This is a genomic window from Streptomyces indicus (assembly GCF_900100315.1).
Lineage (GTDB): Bacteria > Actinomycetota > Actinomycetes > Streptomycetales > Streptomycetaceae > Streptomyces > Streptomyces indicus.
On the sequence record NZ_FNFF01000004.1, the window covers coordinates 469,621 to 491,318 of the forward strand.

The following is a 21,698-nucleotide window of genomic DNA, read 5'->3' on the forward strand; positions in this document are numbered from 1 at the left end:
AGGGGAGCCGCGGGATGCGGGACACCGCCCCGCTTACCCGAAGATCGCGGGGGGATGCGCGGCAAAAGTCCCGGATCCGCCGTTCGGTCCTCAGGCGCGTCCCTCGTCGAGTCCCGCCAGGCGGGCCGCGTGGCTGAGGACCTCGACGAGCATCGGCGCCGTGACGCGCCTGGTGGAGGTGTTGCGCTGGCTGGGGTGGTAGCAGCCGAGCACGGCCAGCTCGCGGCCGTCCTCCGGGTGGTACGCGGTGAAGCGGACGCCGTGGCCGAAGCGCGGGCGCGGCCGGGGCAGCCGCCAGCCCGCCGTCGCGAGCACGGGCAGCAGCGCCTGCCAGCCGAAGCCGCCGAGGACGACCACGGTGCGCAGGGTGGGGCGGAGCAGTTCCAGTTCGCGGGCCAGCCAGGGGCGGCAGGTGTCGCGCTCCAGGGGTGTGGGCTTGTTGTCCGGCGGTGCGCAGTGCACCGGTGCGGACAGCCGGACACCGTGCAGCCGCAGTCCGTCGCCGGCGTGCACGGAGGTGGGCTGCGAGGCGAGGCCCGCCTCGTACAGGGCGGCGATGAGGAAGTCGCCGGAGGGATCGCCGGTGAACATCCGGCCCGTACGGTTGCCGCCGTGCGCGGCCGGGGCGAGCCCGACCACGGCGAGCGCGGCATCGGGCGGACCGAAGCCCGGCACGGGCCGCCCCCAGTACTCCTCGCCCCTGAAGGCGGCCCGGCGCGTCAGGGCGACCCGCTCGCGCCACTCCACCAGCCGGGGGCACGCGCGGCAGTGCGTCACCGCGCCGTCGAGCTCCTCGACGCTGCCGCAGCCGGGAGCCCGGCGGGCCGGATGCCCGGCGTCGTCCGCGTGCCCGGAGCCGTCCGCGTGCCCGGAGCCGTCCTCAGGCGAGGAGTCGTCCTCACGCCCGGTGTCGTCCTCATGCGCTGCGTCGTCCGCCGCCATCGTGCTCGCCTCCCTTCGCGTCGGAGCGGGTCCCCGCCAGGGATGTCTCCGCGGCGATGACCCACTCCGACCGTAGGGCCTACCCCTTCAGGACCCGCCTCCGGCACTCCGCGGGCGACCCCCAGGCCGTCCGCAGCGCCTGGGCCTTGCGGATCCACAGCGACAGGTCGAGCTCCTCGGTGTAGCCGATCGCGCCGTGCAGCTGGAGCGCGGTGCGCGAGGCGTGGTACGCCGCCTCGGACGCGGTGAGCTTCGCGGCGGCCAGGTCGGCGCGGTCCAGGGTGAGGGCGGCGCCGTACAGGAGCGGCGTGGCGAACTCCAACTCCAGGAGTACGTCGGCCAGTTGGTGCTTCACCGCCTGGAAGCTGCCGATCTCCGTGCCGAACTGCTTGCGCTGCTTGACGTAGGCGACCGTACGGTCGAGCAGTGCGCGCCCCACGCCGAGCGCCTGGGCCGCCGCCGCGAGCGTGCCCCAGGCGTCGGTGGCCGCGAAGGCGGTGCGGTCGGAGGTGAGGAGCTCGGCGGGCGCGCCCGGTTCCGTGAGGCGGCGGGCCGGGTCCGCCGAGCGGCGGGTGCGGCCGTGCCCGGTGCAGGTGTGCAGGGCGCCGTCCGCGAAGGTCACACAGAGGTCGGCCGCCTCCGCGTCCAAGGCGTACGGGCCGCCGGGCGCCTTGACCGTCGCCATCACCTCGCCCGACGCGATCGCCGGGAGCAGGCGCTTGGCGTGGCCCGAGCCGTCCGAGGAGTCCGAGGTCTCCGAGCCGTCGGGTCCGGACCGCTCCGATGCGGTGAGCAGCGCCGCGACCGCCGCCGTCTCCACGACCGGCCCCGGGACCGCGTGCCGCCCCAACTCCACATACGCCACGGCCAGTTCGACCGGCAGCGGACCCACGCCCTCGTACGCCTCGGGCACCGCGAGCGCGAACACCCCCGCCTCCGCCAGCCGCGACCACAGCGCGCGCCCGGCGGTGAAGTCCCCGGCGCCCCAGGACCGTACGACGGAGGGAACGTCCGTCGTGGTCAGCATCGCGTCGAGGCTGCGGGCGAACTCGCGCTGCTCGTCGTCGAGCAGGAAACTCATGCGCGCCGTCCCTTCGGCAGGCCGAGCAGCCGCTCGGCGATGATGTCCCGCTGGATCTCGTTGGTGCCGGCGTAGACCGGACCCGCGAGCGAGAAGACATAGCCCTCGGCCCAGTCGTAAGCGCCCTCGTGCGCGGCCAACTCGCCGTCCGCGCCGAGGAGATCGAGCGCGGTCTCGTGCAGCGCGATGTCGTACTGCGACCAGAACACCTTGTTCAGGGAGGACTCCGCACCGATGGTCTCGCCGCAGGCGAAACGGGCGGCGTTGGCGGCCGTGAACAGCTGGTACGCGCGGGCGCCGACCACCGCGTCCGCCACCCGGTCCCTGAGCGCGGTGTCGGCGGGATCGCCCCGCTCACGCCAGAGCTCGCGCAGCCGGTCGGCCGCCGCCAGGAAGCGGCCGGGGGAGCGGAGCGTGAGCCCGCGCTCGTTGCCCGTGGTCGACATGGCGATCCGCCAGCCCTGGCCCACCTCGCCGATGACGTCCTCGTCGGGCACGAACACCTCGTCGAGGAAGAGCTCGGCGAAGGCCGGTTTGCCGTCGAGGCGTCCGATGGGGCGGACCGTCACGCCAGGCGCCCGCAGATCGAACATCAGATACGTGAGACCGCGGTGCGGGCGGTCCGCGTCCGGGTCCGTGCGGAAGATACCGAAGGCCCGGTCCGCGAACGCCGCCCGCGACGACCAGGTCTTCTGCCCGCTGAGCAGCCAGCCCCCGTCGGTGCGTACGGCGCGGGACTTGAGCGAGGCCAGATCACTTCCCGCCTCCGGCTCCGACCAGGCCTGCGCCCAGATCACCTCGCCGCTCGCCATCGGCGGCAGGACCCGGGCCTTCTGCTCGGGGGTGCCGTGATCGAGGAGGGTGGGGGCGAGGAGGTTGATGCCGTTCTGCGAGACGCGTCCCGGGCCGCCCGCCGCGTAGTACTCCTCCTCGAAGATCAGCCACTTGAAGATGTCCACGCCCCGGCCGCCGTACTCCTCCGGCCAGGAGACCACCGACCAGCGGTCGGCGGACAGCCGGGCCTCCCACGCCCGGTGCTGGGCGAAGCCCTCCTCCGTCTCCAGTGAAGTGAGCGGCTGCGAGGGGACGTTGGCGCGCAGCCATCGCCTGGCCTCCTGCCGGAACGCCTGCTCCTCGGGTGATTCGTCCAGGTCCACGGGCGCCCCAACTCCTCGTCCGGCCTTCGGTCTTCGACCTTCCCTAACAAGTGTTTGGTAGGTTAGCCTCCTGCCGTGACCGACAACAAGCCTGGGACGGGCAGCAAGCCGCAGTACGTGAAAGGCCACGGGCTCCTCGACGGGCGCACCGCCGTGATCACCGCGGCCGCCGGGGCGGGCATCGGCGGTGCCACCGCCCGCCGCTTCCTCGAAGAGGGCGCGTCCGTGGTCATCAGCGACGCGCACGAGCGCCGGCTAGCGGAGTCGGAGGCCGAGCTCGCCAAGGAGTTCGGGGCGGACAAGGTGGCCGCGCTGCCCTGCGACGTGACCGACGAGTCCCAGGTGCAGGCGCTTTTCTCCTACGTGGCCGAGCGCCACGGAGGACTCGACCTGGTCGTCAACAACGCGGGCCTCGGCGGCACTTCGGACCTGGTCGACATGACCGACGAGCAGTGGAGCCGCGTCCTCGACGTCACGCTCAACGGCACCTTCCGCTGCGTGCGCGCGGCGCTGCGGCACTTCAAGGAGTCGGGCTCCGGTGGCGTGATCGTCAACAACGCCTCCGTCATCGGCTGGCGCGCGCAGGCCGGGCAGGCGCACTACGCGGCCGCGAAGGCCGGGGTCATGGCACTCACGCGGACCGCGGGAATCGAGGGGGCCGCGTACGGGGTGCGGGTCAACGCCGTCTCGCCGAGCCTCGCCATGCACCCGCACCTCGTGAAGGTCACGACCCCGGAGCTGCTCGAGGAACTGACGGCGCGCGAGGCCTTCGGGCGGTACGCCGAGCCGTGGGAGGTGGCCAACGTGATCGTGTTCCTGGCCGGCCCCTACTCCTCGTACATGACGGGCGAGGTCGTCTCCGTGAGCAGCCAGCATGCGTAGGCGCCGGTCGTGCGGGCGGACAATGGTGGGGTGCCGAAGCAGAACGACAAGACCGTGACCCCGTCGCCCGCCCGCCGCCGCGAACTCCTCGCGACCGCCGCCGAGGTGTTCGCCGCGCAGGGGTACAACGCCACCACCGTCCGCAAGATCGCCGACGAGGCGGGGATGCTCGCGGGCAGCCTCTACTACCACTTCGACTCCAAGGAGGGGATCCTCGACGAGATCCTCTCCTCCTTCCTCGAAGAGCTCTGGCAGGGCTACGACGCCGTGCTCGCCGCCGGCCTAGGGCCGCGCGAGACCATCGAGGCCCTGGTCACGGAGTCCTTCCGGGAGATCGACCGGCACCGGGCGGCCGTCGCGATCTACCAGAAGGAGTCGAAGCACCTCGCCAAGCAGGAGCGCTTCGGCTATCTCGTCGAGTCGCAGCAGAAGTTCGAGAAGGCCTGGCTCGGCACCCTCGAACGCGGCGTCGCGGCCCAGGTCTTCCGCTCCGACCTGGACATCCGCCTCACGTACCGCTTCGTGCGCGACACCGTGTGGGTGGCCGCGTCCTGGTACCGGCCCGGCGGGCAGCACAGCCCGGAGGAGATCGCCCGGCAGTACCTGTCGATGGTCCTGGACGGAATCGCCGTACGCGAGTAACTCAGTTTCCTGATTGGGGAGTTGTCATGGCCGAGGCCTACATAGTCGAAGCGGTCCGTACGCCGGTGGGCCGCCGCAAGGGCGGACTGTCCCAGGTGCACCCCGCGGACCTGGGCGCGCATGTGCTCAAGGCGCTGGTGGAGCGCGCGGGGATCGACGCCGCGGCCGTGGAGGACGTGGTCTTCGGCTGCCTCGACACCGTCGGGCCGCAGGCCGGGGACATCGCGCGCACCGCGTGGCTGGCGGCCGGGCTGCCCGAGGAGGTGCCGGGTGTGACCGTGGACCGGCAGTGCGGCTCCTCGCAGCAGGCCGTGCACTTCGCCGCGCAGGGCGTCCTGTCCGGTACGCAGGATCTGGTCGTGGCGGGCGGCGTCCAGAACATGACGATGATCCCGATCGCCTTCGCGTCGCGCCAGGCCGGCGAACCTCTCGGCCTGACCGAAGGGCCCTTCCACGGCTCGGTGGGCTGGGAGGCGCGCTACGGCAAGCAGCCCGTGAACCAGTTCCACGGCGCGGAGCTGATCGCGCAGAAGTGGGGGATCACGCGCCGCGACCAGGAGGAGTTCGCCCTGCGCTCCCACCAGCGGGCCCTGCGCGCCATCGACGAGGGCCGCTTCGCGCGCGAGACCGTCGCCTACGGCGACGTGACCGTGGACGAGGGCCCGCGCCGCGACACCTCCCTGGAGAAGATGGCGGGCCTGAACCCCGTGGTGGAGGGCGGCACGATCACGGCGGCCTGCTCCTCGCAGGTCTCGGACGGCGCGGCGGCGATGCTGATCGCCTCCGAACAGGCCGTACGGGAGCACGGGTTGACCCCGCGCGCCCGTATCCACCACCTCTCCGTACGCGGCGAGGACCCCATCCGCATGCTGTCGGCCCCGATCCCGGCGACGGCGTACGCGCTGAAGAAGACGGGCATGTCCATCGGCGACATCGACCTCGTCGAGATCAACGAGGCCTTCGCCCCGGTGGTCCTCGCCTGGCTCAAGGAGACGGGCGCGGACCCCGAGAAGGTCAACGTCAACGGCGGCGCCATCGCCCTCGGCCACCCACTGGGCGCCACGGGCGTGAAGCTGATGACCACGCTGCTGCACGAACTGGAGCGCACGGGCGGGCGGTTCGGGTTGCAGACGATGTGTGAGGGTGGCGGCCAGGCGAATGTGACGATCATCGAGCGGCTCTGAGCGCCGGGGCCGGTCCTCCGGCGAGGCGCGCACCGGGCCGGGGTCACGGCGGATCATCCGCCGGGGCCCCGGCCGTCGCGTACCGCCCCGAGCAGGTCCAGCTCCCGCCCCAACTCCGCGCGCAGCAGGGTGTGTTCCGGCCCGAGCACGTGACGAGGGTCCGCCCAGCGGTCGGGCGGGTACAGCCAGACGGGCTTGACGGCGAGCTCCGGTGGCTCCCAGTCGTAGCGCGGCCAGACATGGGCGTGCAGGAACGGGTCCTTGTTGCCGAGGATCTCCAGGTTGACCCGGCGGAACCCCGGGTCGAGCCGCCCGCACACCCGCTCCACCGCCTCGCCGAGGCGCTCCATGTCGTCGAGGAAGGCGAGGCGGCGTGGGCGGGGGAGGTCCGTGAGGCGTTCCACGCCCGGGGTGTCGGTCAGGAGGACCGAGTAGCCCGGCAGGAACTGGGTGTCGCCGATCACCGCGAAGCCCGCGGTCAATCGGCGGAGCACCGTGGGGTTTTCGCCGGACAGGGCCGTGGCGATGCGGTCCGTGCGCCATGTGCCGGGCATGTCGTCTCCCTCGGGTCGGGGCGGGTCGATTCGGGTCCGGCTAGGTGGGGGCGGTCCGGGCGGAACAGGATTTCTCTTGACGTCGAGATTCTTCGGTGTGAGACTGCCGCGGTGTCTTGATGTCGAGATAAATCGGGGGAGCGGTGCGGGGAAAGGGCAACGGCGCGGGGCTGATCGGGCAGTTGAGGCGGCCGCCCGGCGGGCGTGATGCGCGGCTGATGCTGTCCGCGCAGTTCGTCGACCGGACGGGGACCGGGGTGTGGGCCGCCTCGTGCGTCCTGTACTTCACCGTCGTCACCGGGCTCGACGCCGCCCGGATCGGGCTGCTCCTCGGGATCGCGGGCGTGGCGGGCATCGCCGGGTCGCCGGTCGCCGGGCGGCTCGCGATGAGCTTCCCGGTGCGGACCCTGCTCATCGCCTGCCACGTGCTGCGGATCGGCAGCGTCGGGCTGCTGCTCGTCCTCGACAGCTTCGCCGCGCTGCTGCCGGTCGTGGCCCTGACCTCCGCCGGCGACCGGGCCGCCAAGACGCTGGAGATGGTGTTCGCGACCGAGGTGGCGGGGGAGCGGCGGGGCACCTACCAGGCCCTGTTCCGTACGGTCGCGAACGCCGGGTACGCGCTCGGCGCCGGGATCGCCGCGCTCGGCCTGGTCTTCGGCGCGTACCGGACGCTGATCCTCGCCAATGTTCTCTCGTTCCTGGTGGCGGCGCTTCTGGTGCGCTGCACGCGGCTGCGTACCCCCGCAGGAGTCGTCAAGTCCGGGGCAGGGCAGGAGAGTTCGCGGAGGCGTCGGCGCGGGCCGTGGCGGGACCGCGGGTATCTGCGGTTCGTGCTGCTCGACGTCCCGCTGAACCTCGACGACACGATCCTGATGGTCGGCCTGCCCCTGTGGCTGGTGAGCAGCACGGATGCGCCGCATCTGCTCGTGCCGGTGTTCCTTGTGGTCAACACGGTGATGGTGGTGCTGCTCCAACTCCCGTTCTCCGCGCGCTTCGACGGGCCGCAGGGCGCGGTACGGGCCCTGCGGAGTTACGGGGTCGCGGTCGCGGCGGGCTGCGGGCTGCTCGCGCTGTCCGCCGTGACCTCGGCGGCGTGGGCCGCGGTGCTGCTCGTGCTCACGGCGGTCGTGGTGACCGTCGCGGAGCTGCTGCGCTCGGTCAGCTCCTGGGAACTCGCCGTCTCGCTCGCCCCGGAGCGCGAGCGTGCCGCCTACCTGGGCGTCGCGGGAATGGCCCAGTCCGTGCAGAAGTCCGCGGGCCCGCCGCTGGTCACCGGTGCGGTGATGGCGGCGGGCCCGGCCGGTTGGCTCGCGCTCGGCGGTGTGCTCGCCGGGCTGTCCGTCGTGCAACGGGCCGCGAGCGCACGGCGGTTGGCGGTAATGGAGGCGAGGACCGGTACGGCCGAGGGGCGGCCGAGGGCCGAGGAGCTGCCGACCGCCGCGGGCCGGACGGCGGACCCGGCCGCCCGGCCCGCGGGAACGGTCACCGCCGAGCCCGCGGACAAGGCCGCCGTCGGACCGGCGGCCGCGCCCGCCATGGCCGCCGACGACCGGCTCAGTCCACCAGCCGCGCCCTGAGCGCCGCGATCACCCCCCAGTTCAGGCCGAGCCCATCTCGTACGTAGCCGGTCAGCCCGCCGAAGTCCGCCTTCGCCTGGTCCAGCGCGGCCCCCAGATAGTCGGGCCGCACCTCCTGGACCGGGATCAGCAGGTCCGGGTTCTGCATCAGGCCCAGTGCCCGGATGCCCTCCCGCGTGCGGCGGTCGGCCTCTGCGCGGTAGGTGTTGGACGCGAGGAAGTCCTCCTTCGCCGTCGAGTCGGGCACGCCCACCAGGCGGAGCAGCAGATAACTCGTCCAGCCCGTACGGTCCTTGCCCGAGGTGCAGTGGTAGAGCACCGGGCCGCGGGCCCGCGCCAGATCGCGCAGGGTGTCCGCGAACTGCGTGCGGTTGGCGGCGTCCGTGACGAACGCGCGGTAGATCGTCCGCATCAGCTCCGCGCCCCGGTCGCCGCCGAGGGCGGCCTCCTGGCGTACGGGATCGCGTGAGCCGATGATCTGGAGCAGCTGTGCGTACAGGCCGAGATCGCTCACCGGGCGCGCCACCGGGGTCACTCCCGCGGGCAGCCGGTCCGCACCGTTCTGCTGCACCTCGAACGGGACCCGGAAGTCGATGGCACGTGTCAACCGGAGCCCGGCGAGGGTGGTCACGTCCGCGTCGGTGAGCTTGCCGAGTTCGTCGGCGCGGTACACCCGGCCGTAGCGGACCGCGTCGCCGTCGTACGTGCGGTAGCCGCCCAGGTCACGGACGTTGACCGCGCCCTGGAGCGGGATGTGCCGCCGTACAGCCGTGGGCCGGTGCGCGGCGGCGGGCGCCGCGGCGACCGCAAGGGCGGCCGTCGCGGCGGTGGTGCTCAGCAGTGCGCGTCTCGTCAGGGGCATGACGCTCCTCCCGTACGGGGAAGGGGATCACCCTGGTGTCGGCAGGGTGCCGTGCGCTGGTGCCGGTGCGGAAGATTGGGGTGGGGCGGGCTCGTGCGACGGAGTGTTCAGCCGTACGAGGACCGCCTCGGCCTCGGCCATCACGCGGTCCACCAGCTCCTTGCAGGAGGGCAGGTCCTCGATGACGCCCGCGACCTGCCCGGAGGCCATCACGCCGAGGTCGGTGCGGCCCTCGACCATCGAGGCCTTGAGCAGCATGGGGCTGTTCGCAGCGAGCAGGACCTGGCTCCAGGCCAGCTCCTTGCCGTGCTTCATGGCGAGCCCGTCGCGCACCATCTGCCGCCAGCTGAGGCCGGACAGCTTGCGGAAGGCCGCCGCGTGGCGGACCGCGCGGGCGAGCGTGCGGGTGCGGCCCGCGTTCTCGAGCGAGGTGACGAGGTCGGTACGGAGCATGCGGTGCGGCAGTCCGTCCACGGCCGTCGTGACTGTGACGTCCTTGACCGTCGCCGCGAGATAGCGGGCCTTGACGGCGTCGGGGACGGTCGAGTCGGAGGTGAGCAGGAAGCGGGTGCCCATGGCGACACCCGCCGCCCCGTACGCGAGCGCGGCCACGAGCCCGCGTCCGTCATGGAACCCGCCCGCCGCCACCACCGGGATGTCCACGGCGTCGACCACCTGCGGCAGCAGCACGGTCGTCGCCACGTCGCCCGTGTGCCCGCCGCCCTCGCCGCCCTGCACGATCACCGCGTCCGCACCCCAGGCGGCCACCTTCTCGGCGTGCCGGCGCGCCCCGATCGAGGGGACGACGACCACGCCCGCCTCCTTGAGCTCCGCGATCAGCTCGCGCGAGGGGGCGAGGGCGAAGGAGGCCACCTTCACGCCCTCGTCGATGATGATCCGCACCCGGTCGCCCGCGTCCCCGGCGTCCGCCCGCAGGTTCACGCCGAAGGGTTCCGAGGTGCGGGACTTCACCTCCCGTACCGCCGAACGCAGTTGATCGACGGTCATCGTCGCCGAGGCCAGAATGCCGAGCGCGCCCGCGTTCGCCGTGGCCGAGACCAGGCGCGGGCCGGCCACCCAGCCCATGCCGGTCTGGACGATCGGGTGGCGGACGCCGACGAGGCGCGTGAGTGCGGTCTCCATCAGGCCGGCACCTCGCGGTCGCGCAGCGCGCGCGGGTCGATGACCTCGCGGATCAACTCCAGCTCGTGCGCGGTCGGTTCACGCGTCAGCGGTACGTCCGCGGGGATGACGAGCGTGAAACCGGTGGCCTCGACCACCTCGTCCACGGTGACGCCCGGATGCAGGGAGGCGAGCCGCATCGCGTGGTCGGGGGTCTCGAAGTCGAAGACGCCCAGGTTCGTGACCACGCGCGGCAGCCGGTGGTAGCGCGTGGCGCTCGGGCCCGCCTCGGCCGCGCGCCGGTGGCCGACCCCGGACACCATGTCGACCTGCTCCACGAAGACCCGCCTGGAGTGCTTCGGGATCCAGTAACTCGTCGGATTGTTGAGGGTGTTGACGGGCGCGCCGCGCACGCCGAGCAGCTGCCGCTTGGGCTGCTCCCAGGCGCCGATGCAGGAGATGTTCTGGTTCCCGTACCGGTCGATCTGGCTCGCGCCCATCATCACGTGCCGCTTGCCGCCCGTGGCCATGGCGAGGTGCTGGCGGTACGGCAGCCAGCCCTCGACCGTGCCGTCCAGGTCGACGAGCATCGCCTCGCCGTCGGTGAGGAGCAGGTCGGGCGAGAAGGTGCGCTTGGCCAGGCGCGCGCCGAAGCCGGGGATCAACCCCATGGGGCTGGCGAGCACTTCGCCGTTGTCCCGCCAGGCCTCGGCGCAGGCGATCACGCAGTATTCGGCACGGGTGATCTGCACGGTCGTCGTCACTTCTGCTCCTCGTGCCAGGCCTCCACGGCCGACTGGTAGGCGGCCTCGTCCCCGGCGAGGAAGCGCTCGGCGAACTCGGCGTACGGCGTGGTGGCGTACAGCTTCTGGAAGGGCTCGTCGCGCCCGTAGTCGGGCGCACAGGAGGTGAAGTGCGCGCCGTTGGGCGTCTCGATCACACCGGTGACGCTGTGCCGTTTGACCAGGAGCGTCTGGGGCGCGGCCTCCTTCGTCAGCTCGGCCGTCTCCACGATCCGTTCGCAGCTGACGTACGCGGCGTCGGCGGCCTCGCAGAACAGGTCGTCGAAGTACGGGTCCGGGCCCAGATACTGGCCGTTGCCGAGCCGGTCGGCGCGGTTGAGGTGGACGAAGGCCGCGTCCAGGCGCAGGGCCGGCATCGCGACGAAGGTCTCGCCGTCCTCGTACGGTGAAGTCACCGTCTTGAGAGACGGGTTGACGCGCATGACGTCCGAGCCGATGCCGGCCCGCACGGGCAGGAACGGCAGCCGGTTCGCGGCCGCGTGCAGCCCCCACATGAACATCGCCTCGTCGACCTCCGTCAGCTCGAAGGCCCCGCTCTCGCGCGCGGCGCGGAAGTGCGGTTCGAGGGGGATGGAGTCGAGGGTGGTGAAGGGGGTGACCAGCTTGCGGATCCGGCCCGCGGCCGCGAGCAGGCCCACGTCGGGGCCGCCGTACGAGACGACGGTGAGGCCCGTGACGGGCGAGCGCAGGAGCGCGCGGACCAGCGCCATGGGCTTGCGGCGCGAGCCCCAGCCGCCGATGCCGAGGGTCATCCCGCTCTCCAGGCGGCCGATGACGGCCTCCACGGTCATGGTCTTGTCGGCCATCGTCAGGCCTCCTTTCCGGTCTTCTCCGGTGCGCCGAAGGTGTCCCGTACGCGGTCCGCGACCCCGCTGAGGTTGGCCTCGAAGGTGAAGCCCTGCTCGAAGCGGTAGCTGCGGTGCACGTCCACCGGGTCGATCCCGTTGATCGCGGCCTTCGCGAGCCGCAGCAGATACCCGTCCTTCTGCGCGATCTCGCGCGCCAAGTCCAGTGCTTCGTCGAGGAGTTGCTCGCGCGGTACGACCTTCCACACCGAGCCGTGCTGGTACAGCTCGGCGGCGGTGGCGGTGCGCGAGGTGTAGTACAGGGCGCGCATCAGATGCTGCGGGACGAGCCGCGACAGGTGGGTGGCGGCGCCGAGTGCCCCGCGGTCCAGCTCCGGCAGGCCGAAGGTCGCGTCCTCGCTCGCCACGATCGCGTCCGCGTTGCCGACGAGCCCGATCCCGCCGCCCAGGCAGAACCCGTGCACCGCCGCGACCACCGGGACCTCGCACTCGTACACCGCCGAAAAGGCCGCGTAACAGCCACGGTTGGCGCCGATGAGCGCGCCGTGCCCGGTGTCGCGCTGCATCTCCTTGATGTCCACGCCGGCGTTGAAACCGCGGCCGGCCGCGGCGAGTACCACGACCCGCGTCTCGGGGTCGCGCCCCGCCGCGAGCAGGGCGTCGGCCAGGTCGTACCAGCCTTGTACGGGAAGGGCGTTGACGGGCGGGAAGTCGACGGTGACCTGTGCGATGCCCTTGTCCGGGCTCGAGGTGGAGACACCCATGAGAGGATCAGCTACCTTTCCACCAAACATTTGTTAGGTGGGGAAGGTAGCAGCGAATGGAGATGGATGGGAGGGTCGCGGTCGTCACGGGCGGCACCCGTGGCGTCGGCGCCGGAATCGCCAGGGCCTTTCTCGCGGCCGGGGCGCAGGTGGTGGTGTGTGCGCGCAGACCGCCGGACGCGCCGGTCGAAGCGGACGGCCGCAAGGCGGAGTTCATCGCCGTGGACCTGCGCGACGCGGCGGCCGTCGGGGAGCTCTTCGCCGAAGTGGGCCGCCGGTACGGGCGGTTGGACGTGCTGGTCAACAACGCGGGCGGCACCCCGTACCGGTTGCTGGCGGAGGGTGACGCGGCCCGCCACGCGCGCGTGCTCGAACTCAACCTCGTCGTGCCGCTGACCGTCTCGCTCGCCGCTTACCCGCTGCTGCGCGAGGCCCGGGGCTCGATCGTGATGATCGGCAGCGTGAGCGGACAGCGGCCTTCGCCCGGCAGCGCCGCCTACGGTGCGGCGAAGGCGGGCCTGGCGAACCTCGCCTCCTCCATGGCGGTGGAGTGGGCGCCGGAGGTCCGTGTGAACACGCTGGTCCTCGGCATGGTGCGCACCGAACTGTCCGCGCTGCACTACGGCGACGAGGCCAGCGTCGCGGCCGTCGCGGGCACCGTCCCGCTGGGGCGGCTCGCGGAGCCCGCGGACGTCGGCGAGGCGGCGGTCTTCCTCGCCTCGCCCCGCGCCGCCTACGTCAGCGGGGCGAGCCTGCTGCTGCACGGGGGCGGGGAGCGCCCCGCCTTTCTCGACGCTGCGAACGTCAACAAGGAGAGCTGATATGCCCGTTGGGACATCCGGTGGTCTGTGCGCCGGTCGCGTGGTGGTCGTCACCGGTGCGGGCCGCGGCCTCGGCCGTGCGCACGCCCTGGCCTTCGCGGCCGAGGGCGCCGAGGTCGTGGTGAACGACCTCGGGGTCGGCCTCGACGGCACCGCGGCCGGGGCGGACAGCCCCGCGGCCCGGGTCGTCGCCGAGATCGAGGCCGCGGGCGGCTCGGCGGTCGCGCACGGCGGCGACATCGCCACGACGGAGGGCGCGGCCTCGCTCGTACGGACGGCGCTGGACACGTACGGACGCCTCGACACCCTGGTCAACAACGCCGGGTTCCTGCGCGACCGGATGCTGGTCAACCTCGACGAGGACGACTGGGACGCGGTCATGCGGGTCCACCTCAAGGGCCACTTCCTGCCGCTGAAGCACGCGGCCGCGTGGTGGCGCGCGGAGGCGAAGGCGGGCCGTACGGTGGCGGCCCGCGTCATCAACACCAGCTCCGGAGCGGGGCTGTTGGGCTCGGTGGGGCAGGGCAACTACTCGGCGGCGAAGGCGGGCATCCTCGGGCTCACCTCGGTGGCGGCCGCCGAGATGGGCCGGTACGGGGTGCAGGTCAACGCGATCGCCCCGGCGGCGCGCACCCGTATGACGGAGGAGACCTTCGCGGCGACGATGGCGGCGCCCGAGGAGGGCGCGTTCGACGCGATGGCGCCGGAGAACGTGTCGCCGCTGGTGGTGTGGCTGGGCTCGGACGCCTCGGACGGCGTGACCGGGCGGGTCTTCGAGGTGGAGGCCGGCAAGGTCACGGTGATGGAGGGCTGGCGCCGCGGCCCCTCGGCGGACAAGGGGGCACGGTGGTCCCCGGCGGAGGTCGGCGAGACGGCCCTCAAGCTCCTTGCCGAGGCGGAGGTGCCGGGGGCGGTGTACGGGGCGGGGTAGGGGCAGGAAGGGTGTCGGGTGCGGGGTCGTCGCCCGGCGTCACTGTCCCCGGGGCGCGTACATGATCACGGCCATCCCGGCCAGGCAGATCAGCGCCCCGAGGACGTCGAACCGGTCCGGCCGGTAGCCGTCGGCCACCATGCCCCAGGCGATCGAACCGGCCACGAAGATCCCGCCGTACGCGGCGAGGATCCGGCCGAAGTTCTCGTCGCTCTGGAAGGTGGCGACCACCCCGTACAGACCGAGCGCGATCACGCCCGCGCCGATCCAGACCCACCCCTTGTGCTCGCGCACGCCCTGCCACACGAGCCACGCGCCACCGATCTCGAGGAGTGCGGCGAGGACGAAGAGGGCGACGGAACGCGCGACGATCATGCGCCCATGCTAGGACCGCGCGTCGCGCCGCCCGTCGCACGGACGGGTGCGGCGGGCGGATGCGTGCGGCAGGTCCTCGGGTTCTCAGGTCCCGATCCGCGGGAACGTCCCGCGCAGCATGGCCCGGGCCCGTTCGTCCCGTACCTCGTCCACGGCCTGAACTGCCGTGTCGTACGCGGCACTCTCCGGATCGCCCGTGCTGAGCAGCCGGGCCAGGGCCTCGACCGCGCGCGGGTCACGGCGCGCCGCGAGCCCCCGCGCGGCCTCGGCCACCGTCGCCGGATCGCTGTCGGCCAGCCGCGCGGCGAGACTCTCGCGGACCTCCAGGCTGTCGCTCGGGCACCAGGAGAGCGCGAGGGTGGCGCGGTTGCGGACCACGGGGTCCGGGTCGTTCGTCAGCCGGGCGAGGGCGAGCGCGGCGGTCTCGGTCCGGCTGTCCGAACTGCCTTGGTCGGTAGGAGCGTTGGCGCTTCGGTCCGAGCCGTCGGGTCCCGACTTCTCCCCGTCGCCCGCGGCCGCCTTCTCCTCGCCCCCCAGAAGCGCGTGCACACAGGCCGCCACCAAGGCGCGTACCGGCGGGTCCGGGTGGGTGGCGAAGGCCAGCACGGAGGCGAGCGCGGCAGGGTCGCCCGGCTCGCCCAACGCCCGTACGACGGTCCGGGCGAGCACCGCGCCGTGTGCGGCCCCGGCGCCGTCCGGCGCACCCCCGGCTCCGTCCCGCGCCGCACCGGCCCGCTCCAGAACGCCGTCGGCGGCCTTCACCAGCAGCGGCAGCACACGGCCCGCGAACGCCCGGCCCCCGTCCCCGGTGCACAGCCGGCCGAGCACGTCCACCGCGAACGCCCGCCGCAGCGGGTCCGCGTCCCGGGTCAGGGCGGCCGCCGCCTGATACGTCACCTCGTCGGCGCGCCCGGCCAGTTCGCCCGCGGCCTCGCGCCAGTTCTCGTTGTCGGGGTCGGCGAACCGCACGGCGCGGTCGAGGAGTTCACCGAACGGCGCCCGCACCCCCAGCTCGCGCTCCAGGACCGTGGCGATCGCGCCGTGCCCCGTCTGCTGCTCGCGCCCGAAGCCGCCGCCCCCGGGCCGCAGCACCTCGACGCTCACCGTGATCCCCGCGAACTCGGGCAGGCGCCGCACGAACACATCGGCGGGATCGGCCCCTTGGGACACCTCCGCGCGCAGCACGGCCTCGATGTCGGTGGCCAGCCAGCGCCGCGCCTCGGCCAACGCCTCCTGGGTGGGCCGTGCGCCGTGGAAGAGCAGCGCCCGTACGGTCCCGAACGAGCCGCGCCGTACCGCCGAGACCAGCGGCGAGAGGCCGTCGGGGCCGGGGCGCTCCGGGTCCGCGCCGGCGGCCAGCAGCGCCGCGGCGGTGTCCGCGTGGCCGAGCTGCACGGCCCAGGCGAGCGCCGTGAACCCGCCCTCCTCGGGCTCGTCCGGCGCCGCGCCCGCGGCGAGCAGCGCCCGTACGACCTCGTGATGGCCCGCGCAGGCCGCGCCGCACAGCGGCAGATCGGCGCCGGAGCTCAGACGGGACGGGTCCGCGCCCGCCGCGAGCAGCAGGCGCACGATGCCGGGCTGGTTGTTCATCGCCGCCACGTAGAGCAGCGTCTCGCCGTCCTCGTCGGCTGTGTCGGGGTCGACGCCGGAGCGCAGCAGGCGCACGGCGGCGTTCTCGTCCCCGGCGAACACGGCGGAGAAGAGGGCTGATTCGGCGGTTTGGTCCGGGGCGTGATGGTTCTTCATGCTTCGACTACCTTCACCCGGCAGGCGGTCGAACGCAAAGGTTTTCGTGCGGCACCCGGTCCGCGGGCCCGGTCCGCGGGCCCGGTCCGGGAACGGGGCGGCGGTCAGTCCGCGAGGCGGGCGGCCGTCCGGCGCTGGAGCTCGGTGGTGGCCGAGAGGAAGCGGATCACCGTCTCCAGTTCGTCGACGCTGAACGGCTCGCAGAGCGCCACGATCTCCTTGGCCCAGTCGTCGAAGAACGCGGCGAGACCGGAGAGCTTCTCCTGGTCGAGCTCGATCACCACGCGCCGCTTGTCGGTGGCGTGCTTGGCCCGGCGTACGTACCCCTTGGACTCGAGCCGGTCGACCAGGCCGGTCACGGACGCGGGCGCGAGGCCGGTGTGCCCGGCGAGGTCCTTGGCGGTCAGCGGGCCGTGCTGCACGAGCAGGTCGAGGGTCTTCGTCTCAGTGGCGCTCAGTCCCTGCCGGGCGGCGATGGCGCTGTGGAACATCACCGTGGAGGCGCTGTTCTCGCGGCCGGTCTCCATCAGGCGCTCCAGGACGGCGGCGCGCTCGCCTTCTGCCTGCCCGCCTGCCTCCTCGACCGCTTCCTGGACGGCTTCCTCGCCTGCTTCCTCGGCTGCTTCCTCGGCCCTGGTCATGGCGGCAGACTAGCAAAAATTTAGTTCGGGCGAACGAAAGAGTTGCGATCGCGGAGGTGGGCGTGCAACTCTTTCGTTAGTCCGAACGAAATAAATCTGGGATCCGGGAGTCGCCATGCCGGCCACGCTCACCACCTCGCCCGCGGGCACCCCCGCAGGCCCCGCCCTCCACCCACGCCGCTGGGCGGCCGCAATCGTCATGATGATCGCGGCGCTCATGGACCTGATCGACGTGACGATCGTGAACGTCGCCATCCCGTCCATAGGCCGTGACCTCGGCGCCTCCGAGAGCGCCCTGCAATGGATGGTCTCGGCGTATCTGCTCGGCTTCGCCGCCACGCTGATCGTCTCCGGCCACCTCGGCGACCGCTACGGCCGCAAGCGGCTCTTCCTCGCGGGCACCGCGGGCTTCGGCCTCGCGTCCCTGGCCTGCGGGATCGCCCAGAGCCCCGGCCAGTTGGTGGCCGCGCGCGCGGTCCAGGGCGTCTTCGCCGCGCTGCTCATCCCGCAGGTGCTCGGCTCCTTCCGCACGCTGTTCCAGGGCAAGGAGCGCGGGGCCGCCTTCGGGATGTACGGGGCCGTGGCCGGCTTCGCCTCCGCGGTCGGGCTGCTGCTCGGCGGCGTCCTCACCGACGCGGACCTGTTCGGCCTCGGCTGGCGCTCGGTGTTCCTGGTCAACGTGCCCGTGGCCGTCGCGACCTTCGTGGCGGGCGCCCTGCTCGTGCCGGGCACGAAGGAGCGTGCGGCGGGACGGCCGGACCTGCTCGGCAGCCTGGTCCTCGCCGGCGCCCTCGTCGCGATCGTGCTGCCGCTGGTGCAGGGGGAGTCCAACGGCTGGCCGCTGTGGGGCTGGCTGTGCCTGGCCGCCGGTGTGCTCGCCCTCGTCGCGCTCGCCGTCGTCGAAGGGCGCCGCGACCGCACCGGAGTCGTACCGCTGCTGCCTGCGCGTGCGTTCAAGCTGCCCGCGTTCTCGCTCGGCGTGGTCGTCCAACTCCTTTTCTCCGTCGGCATGCAGGGCTTCTTCCTGGTGTTCGCGATCTGGTTGCAGGGCAGCGAGGGCTACAGCCCGATGCAGGCCGGCGTGCTGACCGTCGCGTTCTCCGTGGGCGGCTTCCTCACCGCGCCCGCCGCGGACGCGCTCGCGGCGAAGTTCGGCCGCTTCGTCCTGGTCGCCGGAGCGCTGATGATGGCGGGCGGCTTCGCCTGGGTGTGGCAGGCCGTCAGTGAGTCCAGTGCCGCGCACACCGGAGCCTGGCCGCTCGTGCCCGGCCTGCTGATCGCGGGCGCCGGCCTCGGCTTCCTCGTCGTGCCGCTGGTGAACGTGGTCCTGTCCGCCGTACCCGCCGACCTCGCGGGCGGCGCGTCCGGCATCTTCTCCACCGCCCAGCAGTTCGGCGGCGCGCTCGGTGCGGCGCTCATCGGCTCGGTGTTCTTCGGGCACGCGGCCGACGGTCTGACCGAGGCGCTGAGCGCGGCGATGCCGTGGGTGGTGGCCGGGTTCGTGCTCAGCGCACTGCTCTGCCTGGGGCTGCCGCGCAAGGCGGTGGCGGCCCACGAGTGAGGGGGCGCCGGGCGCGGGGTGGCTGTCTTCGGCGGCTGTCCCGCGCCCGTGCATTCTCACGTATCGCGGTCGCGGTCGCGTATCGCAGTCGAGCCGGTCACGTATCGCAGTCGAGGACCGACCGGCACAGCGTGCAGCGCGCCCGCACCCGCCCGCGCACCGGCACCCTGATCCGCTGCCGGCAGGTGGGGCAGGGGAACGACACCTTGAGCGTGCTCCCCGCGTCGAAGGTGTACGGGCCGCCGCAGGCGCCGCCCGCGCCGTGGTCCTGGGCGTGGCGCCGGTCCTTGGCGTAGCGCCGCCGGCCCGCCCAGCCGGCCGCCGTCAGCGGGGGCTGCCGCTCGTCCTGGCGGGCCAGTTGCAGCCCCTTCGTATACGCCGTGTACGCCTGCGGGCTGGTGAACCAGACGGCCGGGTCCTCGCCGAACGCGAGGGCCCGCTTGGCGAGTACGTAGCCGAACTCCTCGGGCGTGAGATAGCCGAGCTTCTGCGAACTCGTGCCGTCCTCGCGGAAGGCGTCGAGCAGCAGCCAGCCCGCGCCGAGGTAGGCGGTGGCGGTGTCCGTCAGGATCTCGTTGTCGCGCGTGCCGGGGAAGGACAGGCCGAGGCGGTGCAGGTAGACATGCATCACCTCGTGCGCGAGCGCGGCGCCGATGTCGCGGCGGTGGGTGCGGAAGCGGTTGTTGAGCTCGATGAAGTACTCGGGCCCGGCGGCCAGTTCGACGCCCGCGGCGTGCTCCATGTCGCGGAAGGACACGATCATCCGGGCGTCCGGCAGTCGGAAGTGCTGCACCATCACGCGGGCCACCCGCTGCGCGCCCAGATGCAGGTCGTCGATGTCGCAGAACGCCACGTCGGCGGGGGCGACGCTGGTGCCGAAGGTGTGCACGGTGTCGTAGGAGAGCCGCTTGTAGAGCGCGGTGATCGCCGCACGCACCGTGTCCAGATGCGGGTAGCCGTGCTCCACGGGTCCGCCGTTCGCCACGCCCGCACCCCCTCGCGTCGTCGGTTTTCCACTGTAAGGCGCGGATCGGCCCGGGCAGGGGGGCGCGTTCCGCCGGGATCGTGGGCGGCAGATGAGGGTGCTTCTCGTCCTGCGCTCGGGCCGATCCACCCCGGCCGTCCGGCCGATCCAAGGGGGAGCTGCCGGACCAACCCCCGGCCGTCCGGCCGACCCGCCCCCGGCCGTCCGGCCGATCCGCAGCCCTCGCGAGGGGGGCCGGATGCCCGAGGACGAGGGGACCCCGTGCGGCGTAGCGTCATCACCGGCATCGCAGGGCCGGACCAGCGCCGCTCCGGCCCTGCGGCCTCCTCTCCACGGGCCCGCCCCCGGTTGCGCACCGCGCGGGGCGCCGGTCCCATGGAAGGCACAGGTCAGGGACCCGGCGGGCAGGGCGGCGGCGCATATGGCGATCACGGTGGTCATCGCGGACGACCAGGAGATGGTCCGCACCGGCTTCCGGATGATCCTGGAGAGCCAGTCCGACATCGAGGTCGTCGAGGACGTCGTCGACGGCGAGGCCGCGCTCGACGCCGTCCGCCGGCACGATCCCGACGTGCTCCTGCTCGACATCCGGATGCCCAAGCTCGACGGCCTCGAAGTGACCCGGCGCCTGTCGGCCACCGGCACCGAGCGCCCCCGTATCGTCATCGTCACCACCTTCGACCTCGACGAATACGTGCACTCCGCACTGCACGGCGGAGCCAGCGGCTTCCTGCTCAAGGACGCGAGCCCCGCGATGCTCGTCGAGGCGGTACGCGCCGCGGCGGTCGGCGACTCCCTCGTCTCACCCGCCATCACCGTGCGGCTGCTGCGCGAGATGGCGCCGATCGCCGCACGCCGCCAGGTCCGCGAGCCCGCCGAACCCCTCACGGACCGCGAGACCGAGGTGGTCCGCTGCCTGGCGCGCGGCATGACCAACGCCGAGATCGCCTCCGCCCTGTTCGTGTCGCTCTCCACGGTCAAGACCCACCTGGCCAACGTGCAGACCAAGCTCGACGCCCGCAACCGCGTCGAGATCGCCGCATGGGCCTGGGAGAGCGGACTGGCCACCGGTACCCCGTGAGCCGGCTGTTCGCCTGGTTCCGGCGCGGCCGCGCGCGGACCGCCGCCGCGAAGGTCCTGTTCGCCGCCGTCCTGATCGCCCTCGTCGCCTTCGAGGGCGTGGCGCTCGCCCGCCAGCCCACCGTCCCGCACGCCCTGGTCGTCTTCTCCGGCGTCTTCGTCTGCCTGTGCGCCGTGCCCTGGTCGGGGGTGCCGCTCCAGGCCCGCGCGTGGCCCGCGGCCGCCGTGTCCTGGGCCGTGTCCCTGCTCCTCTTCACCGGCGACCACCCGCTGAAGGTCTGGGGCCTGGCCGAGGCCATCGCGCTCCTGCTCCTGCTCAGCGCCGTCCTCCAGCGCGCCCCGACCCGCGCCGCCGCCGTCCTCGGCCCGCTGCTCGGCCTCGCGACGATGGCCGCTCCGGTACGCGACGAGCAACCCGGCCGCTTCACCACCCTGTTCGCGGTCCTGACCGTCGTGGTCGCCGCGTACTCGCTGCTGCTGCGCGCCCAGTCCGTGCAGCGCACCCGCGACCTGCAGGCGGTCCGCGCCGCCGAGCGCATCGAACTCGCCCGCGAACTGCACGACTTGGTCGCCCACCACGTCACCGGCATCGTCGTGCAGGCCGGCGCGGCCCGCTTCACGGCCGCCTCCGCCGAACAGGCCGCGGACACCTTCGCGCGGATCGAGAAGGCGGGCGAGGAAGCACTGGGTGCCATGCGCCGCCTGGTCAGGGTCCTGCGCGAAGGCGCCGCGGAGACCGCCCCGGCCGCGGGCCTCACCGACCTGCGCGAGATGACGGAACGCTTCTCGGCGAGCGGCCCGCCCGCGATCCTCTACGTCGAACCCGGCCTGGACGAGGACCTCCCCGCCGACCTCGCGGCCGCCGCCCACCGCATCGTCCGCGAAGGCCTCACCAACATCCGCAAGCACGCGGCGGACGCCACGGCGGTCCGCGTCGGTCTGCGCACCGTCCGCGGCCCGTCGGGCGCCCGCTCCCTGGAGATCCGCGTCGCCGACGACGGCACCGAGCCCGCCCCGCTCGACGAGCAGGCCCGCGGCGGCGGCTTCGGCCTCGCGGGCCTCACCGAACGCGTCACGGCCCTCGGCGGCGAACTGACCGCGGGACCGAGCGCGGAGGGCGGGTGGGAGGTGCGGGCCGTGCTGCCGTACGAGTGAGGCGGACGTGGCGCTTACGGGTGCTGC

The 21,698-nt window shown here is 73.1% G+C and carries 22 protein-coding genes; 9 read left to right on the forward strand and 13 right to left on the reverse strand.

Features of this window, described 5'->3' with window-relative positions; translation table 11 throughout:
* Positions 1–90: 90 nt before the first annotated feature.
* The 3 genes from BLT97_RS14100 to BLT97_RS14110 all read right to left on the reverse strand — a co-directional run bounded on the left by BLT97_RS14100 (position 91) and on the right by BLT97_RS14110 (position 3,180).
* Positions 91–942 carry a uracil-DNA glycosylase gene (locus tag BLT97_RS14100; RefSeq protein WP_093609773.1) on the reverse strand — a complete coding sequence of 284 codons (852 nt, stop codon included), beginning with the start codon at positions 940–942 and terminating at the stop codon, positions 91–93.
* A gap of 79 nt (positions 943–1,021) precedes the next feature.
* Entirely contained in the window at positions 1,022–2,023 is a 1,002-nt protein-coding gene (locus BLT97_RS14105; RefSeq protein ID WP_093609775.1) for an acyl-CoA dehydrogenase family protein, read from the reverse strand.
* Positions 2,020–3,180, reverse strand: a complete 1,161-nt coding sequence (locus BLT97_RS14110; protein WP_093609777.1) for an acyl-CoA dehydrogenase family protein — start codon at positions 3,178–3,180, stop codon at positions 2,020–2,022. The genes BLT97_RS14105 and BLT97_RS14110 overlap by 4 nt, the downstream gene beginning before the upstream one ends.
* Positions 3,181–3,255: 75 nt before the next feature.
* Here BLT97_RS14110 and BLT97_RS14115 point away from each other — a divergent pair, with 75 nt between their 5' ends.
* From BLT97_RS14115 to BLT97_RS14125, 3 genes are read left to right on the forward strand one after another with little or no spacing between them, the layout of a single operon-like run.
* Positions 3,256–4,062, forward strand: coding sequence for an SDR family oxidoreductase (locus BLT97_RS14115; RefSeq protein WP_093609779.1), 807 nt, complete (start codon positions 3,256–3,258; stop codon positions 4,060–4,062).
* 54 nt (positions 4,063–4,116) lie between these two features.
* Entirely contained in the window at positions 4,117–4,704 is a 588-nt protein-coding gene (locus BLT97_RS14120; RefSeq protein WP_093610018.1) for a TetR/AcrR family transcriptional regulator, read from the forward strand.
* Positions 4,705–4,730: 26 nt separating this feature from the next.
* The gene (locus BLT97_RS14125) at positions 4,731–5,888 is read left to right on the forward strand and encodes an acetyl-CoA C-acetyltransferase (protein ID WP_093609781.1); all 1,158 of its coding nucleotides are present in this window, start codon (positions 4,731–4,733) and stop codon (positions 5,886–5,888) included.
* Between the two features lie 53 nt (positions 5,889–5,941).
* Here the strand turns inward: BLT97_RS14125 and BLT97_RS14130 are convergent, their stop codons facing one another.
* On the reverse strand, positions 5,942–6,442 hold the full coding sequence (locus BLT97_RS14130; protein WP_093609783.1) for an HIT family protein: 501 nt from the start codon (positions 6,440–6,442) through the stop codon (positions 5,942–5,944).
* A gap of 143 nt (positions 6,443–6,585) precedes the next feature.
* On the opposite strand from BLT97_RS14130, the gene BLT97_RS14135 reads away from it, so the two are divergent.
* Positions 6,586–8,019, forward strand: coding sequence for an MFS transporter (locus BLT97_RS14135; RefSeq protein ID WP_245769315.1), 1,434 nt, complete (start codon positions 6,586–6,588; stop codon positions 8,017–8,019).
* Here the strand turns inward: BLT97_RS14135 and BLT97_RS14140 are convergent.
* The 5 genes from BLT97_RS14140 to BLT97_RS14160 are packed head-to-tail and all read right to left on the reverse strand — an operon-like array spanning position 7,997 to position 12,376.
* Positions 7,997–8,881, reverse strand: a complete 885-nt coding sequence (locus tag BLT97_RS14140; protein WP_093609787.1) for a tyrosine-protein phosphatase — start codon at positions 8,879–8,881, stop codon at positions 7,997–7,999. The two genes, BLT97_RS14135 and BLT97_RS14140, sit on opposite strands and share 23 nt — an antisense overlap.
* 27 nt (positions 8,882–8,908) lie before the next feature.
* Positions 8,909–10,024 carry an NAD(P)H-dependent flavin oxidoreductase gene (locus BLT97_RS14145; RefSeq protein WP_093609789.1) on the reverse strand — a complete coding sequence of 372 codons (1,116 nt, stop codon included), beginning with the start codon at positions 10,022–10,024 and terminating at the stop codon, positions 8,909–8,911.
* Entirely contained in the window at positions 10,024–10,767 is a 744-nt protein-coding gene (locus tag BLT97_RS14150) for a CoA-transferase subunit beta (RefSeq protein ID WP_093609791.1), read from the reverse strand. The genes BLT97_RS14145 and BLT97_RS14150 overlap by 1 nt, the downstream gene beginning before the upstream one ends.
* Positions 10,764–11,612 (reverse strand): CoA transferase subunit A, encoded by an 849-nt coding sequence (locus BLT97_RS14155; protein WP_093609793.1) that lies wholly within the window; start codon positions 11,610–11,612, stop codon positions 10,764–10,766. The genes BLT97_RS14150 and BLT97_RS14155 overlap by 4 nt, the downstream gene beginning before the upstream one ends.
* Positions 11,613–11,614: 2 nt before the next feature.
* Positions 11,615–12,376 (reverse strand): enoyl-CoA hydratase family protein, encoded by a 762-nt coding sequence (locus BLT97_RS14160; protein WP_093609795.1) that lies wholly within the window; start codon positions 12,374–12,376, stop codon positions 11,615–11,617.
* 56 nt (positions 12,377–12,432) lie between these two features.
* On the opposite strand from BLT97_RS14160, the gene BLT97_RS14165 reads away from it, so the two are divergent.
* Positions 12,433–13,197, forward strand: coding sequence for an SDR family oxidoreductase (locus BLT97_RS14165; RefSeq protein WP_093609797.1), 765 nt, complete (start codon positions 12,433–12,435; stop codon positions 13,195–13,197).
* Between the two features lies 1 nt (position 13,198).
* On the forward strand, positions 13,199–14,128 hold the full coding sequence (locus BLT97_RS14170) for an SDR family oxidoreductase (RefSeq protein ID WP_093609799.1): 930 nt from the start codon (positions 13,199–13,201) through the stop codon (positions 14,126–14,128).
* 39 nt (positions 14,129–14,167) lie between these two features.
* Here the strand turns inward: BLT97_RS14170 and BLT97_RS14175 are convergent, their stop codons facing one another.
* From BLT97_RS14175 to BLT97_RS14185, 3 genes are all read right to left on the reverse strand, one after another.
* The gene (locus tag BLT97_RS14175; protein WP_093609801.1) at positions 14,168–14,503 is read right to left on the reverse strand and encodes a YnfA family protein; all 336 of its coding nucleotides are present in this window, start codon (positions 14,501–14,503) and stop codon (positions 14,168–14,170) included.
* An 84-nt stretch (positions 14,504–14,587) separates the two neighbouring features.
* Positions 14,588–16,249 carry an ankyrin repeat domain-containing protein gene (locus BLT97_RS14180; RefSeq protein ID WP_093609803.1) on the reverse strand — a complete coding sequence of 554 codons (1,662 nt, stop codon included), beginning with the start codon at positions 16,247–16,249 and terminating at the stop codon, positions 14,588–14,590.
* A 104-nt stretch (positions 16,250–16,353) separates the two neighbouring features.
* Positions 16,354–16,890 (reverse strand): MarR family winged helix-turn-helix transcriptional regulator, encoded by a 537-nt coding sequence (locus BLT97_RS14185; protein WP_093609805.1) that lies wholly within the window; start codon positions 16,888–16,890, stop codon positions 16,354–16,356.
* A 115-nt stretch (positions 16,891–17,005) separates the two neighbouring features.
* On the opposite strand from BLT97_RS14185, the gene BLT97_RS14190 reads away from it, so the two are divergent.
* Positions 17,006–18,451, forward strand: coding sequence for an MFS transporter (locus BLT97_RS14190; RefSeq protein ID WP_093609807.1), 1,446 nt, complete (start codon positions 17,006–17,008; stop codon positions 18,449–18,451).
* Positions 18,452–18,548: 97 nt separating this feature from the next.
* Here BLT97_RS14190 and BLT97_RS14195 read toward each other — a convergent pair whose 3' ends face one another.
* Complete coding sequence (locus BLT97_RS14195) at positions 18,549–19,436, reverse strand: hypothetical protein (protein WP_093609809.1); 888 nt, start codon at positions 19,434–19,436, stop codon at positions 18,549–18,551.
* Between the two features lie 421 nt (positions 19,437–19,857).
* On the opposite strand from BLT97_RS14195, the gene BLT97_RS14200 reads away from it, so the two are divergent.
* Both BLT97_RS14200 and BLT97_RS14205 read left to right on the forward strand, forming a co-directional pair.
* The gene (locus tag BLT97_RS14200) at positions 19,858–20,517 is read left to right on the forward strand and encodes a response regulator (protein ID WP_093609811.1); all 660 of its coding nucleotides are present in this window, start codon (positions 19,858–19,860) and stop codon (positions 20,515–20,517) included.
* Positions 20,514–21,671, forward strand: a complete 1,158-nt coding sequence (locus tag BLT97_RS14205; RefSeq protein WP_342742733.1) for a sensor histidine kinase — start codon at positions 20,514–20,516, stop codon at positions 21,669–21,671. The genes BLT97_RS14200 and BLT97_RS14205 overlap by 4 nt, the downstream gene beginning before the upstream one ends.
* Positions 21,672–21,698: the final 27 nt, after the last annotated feature.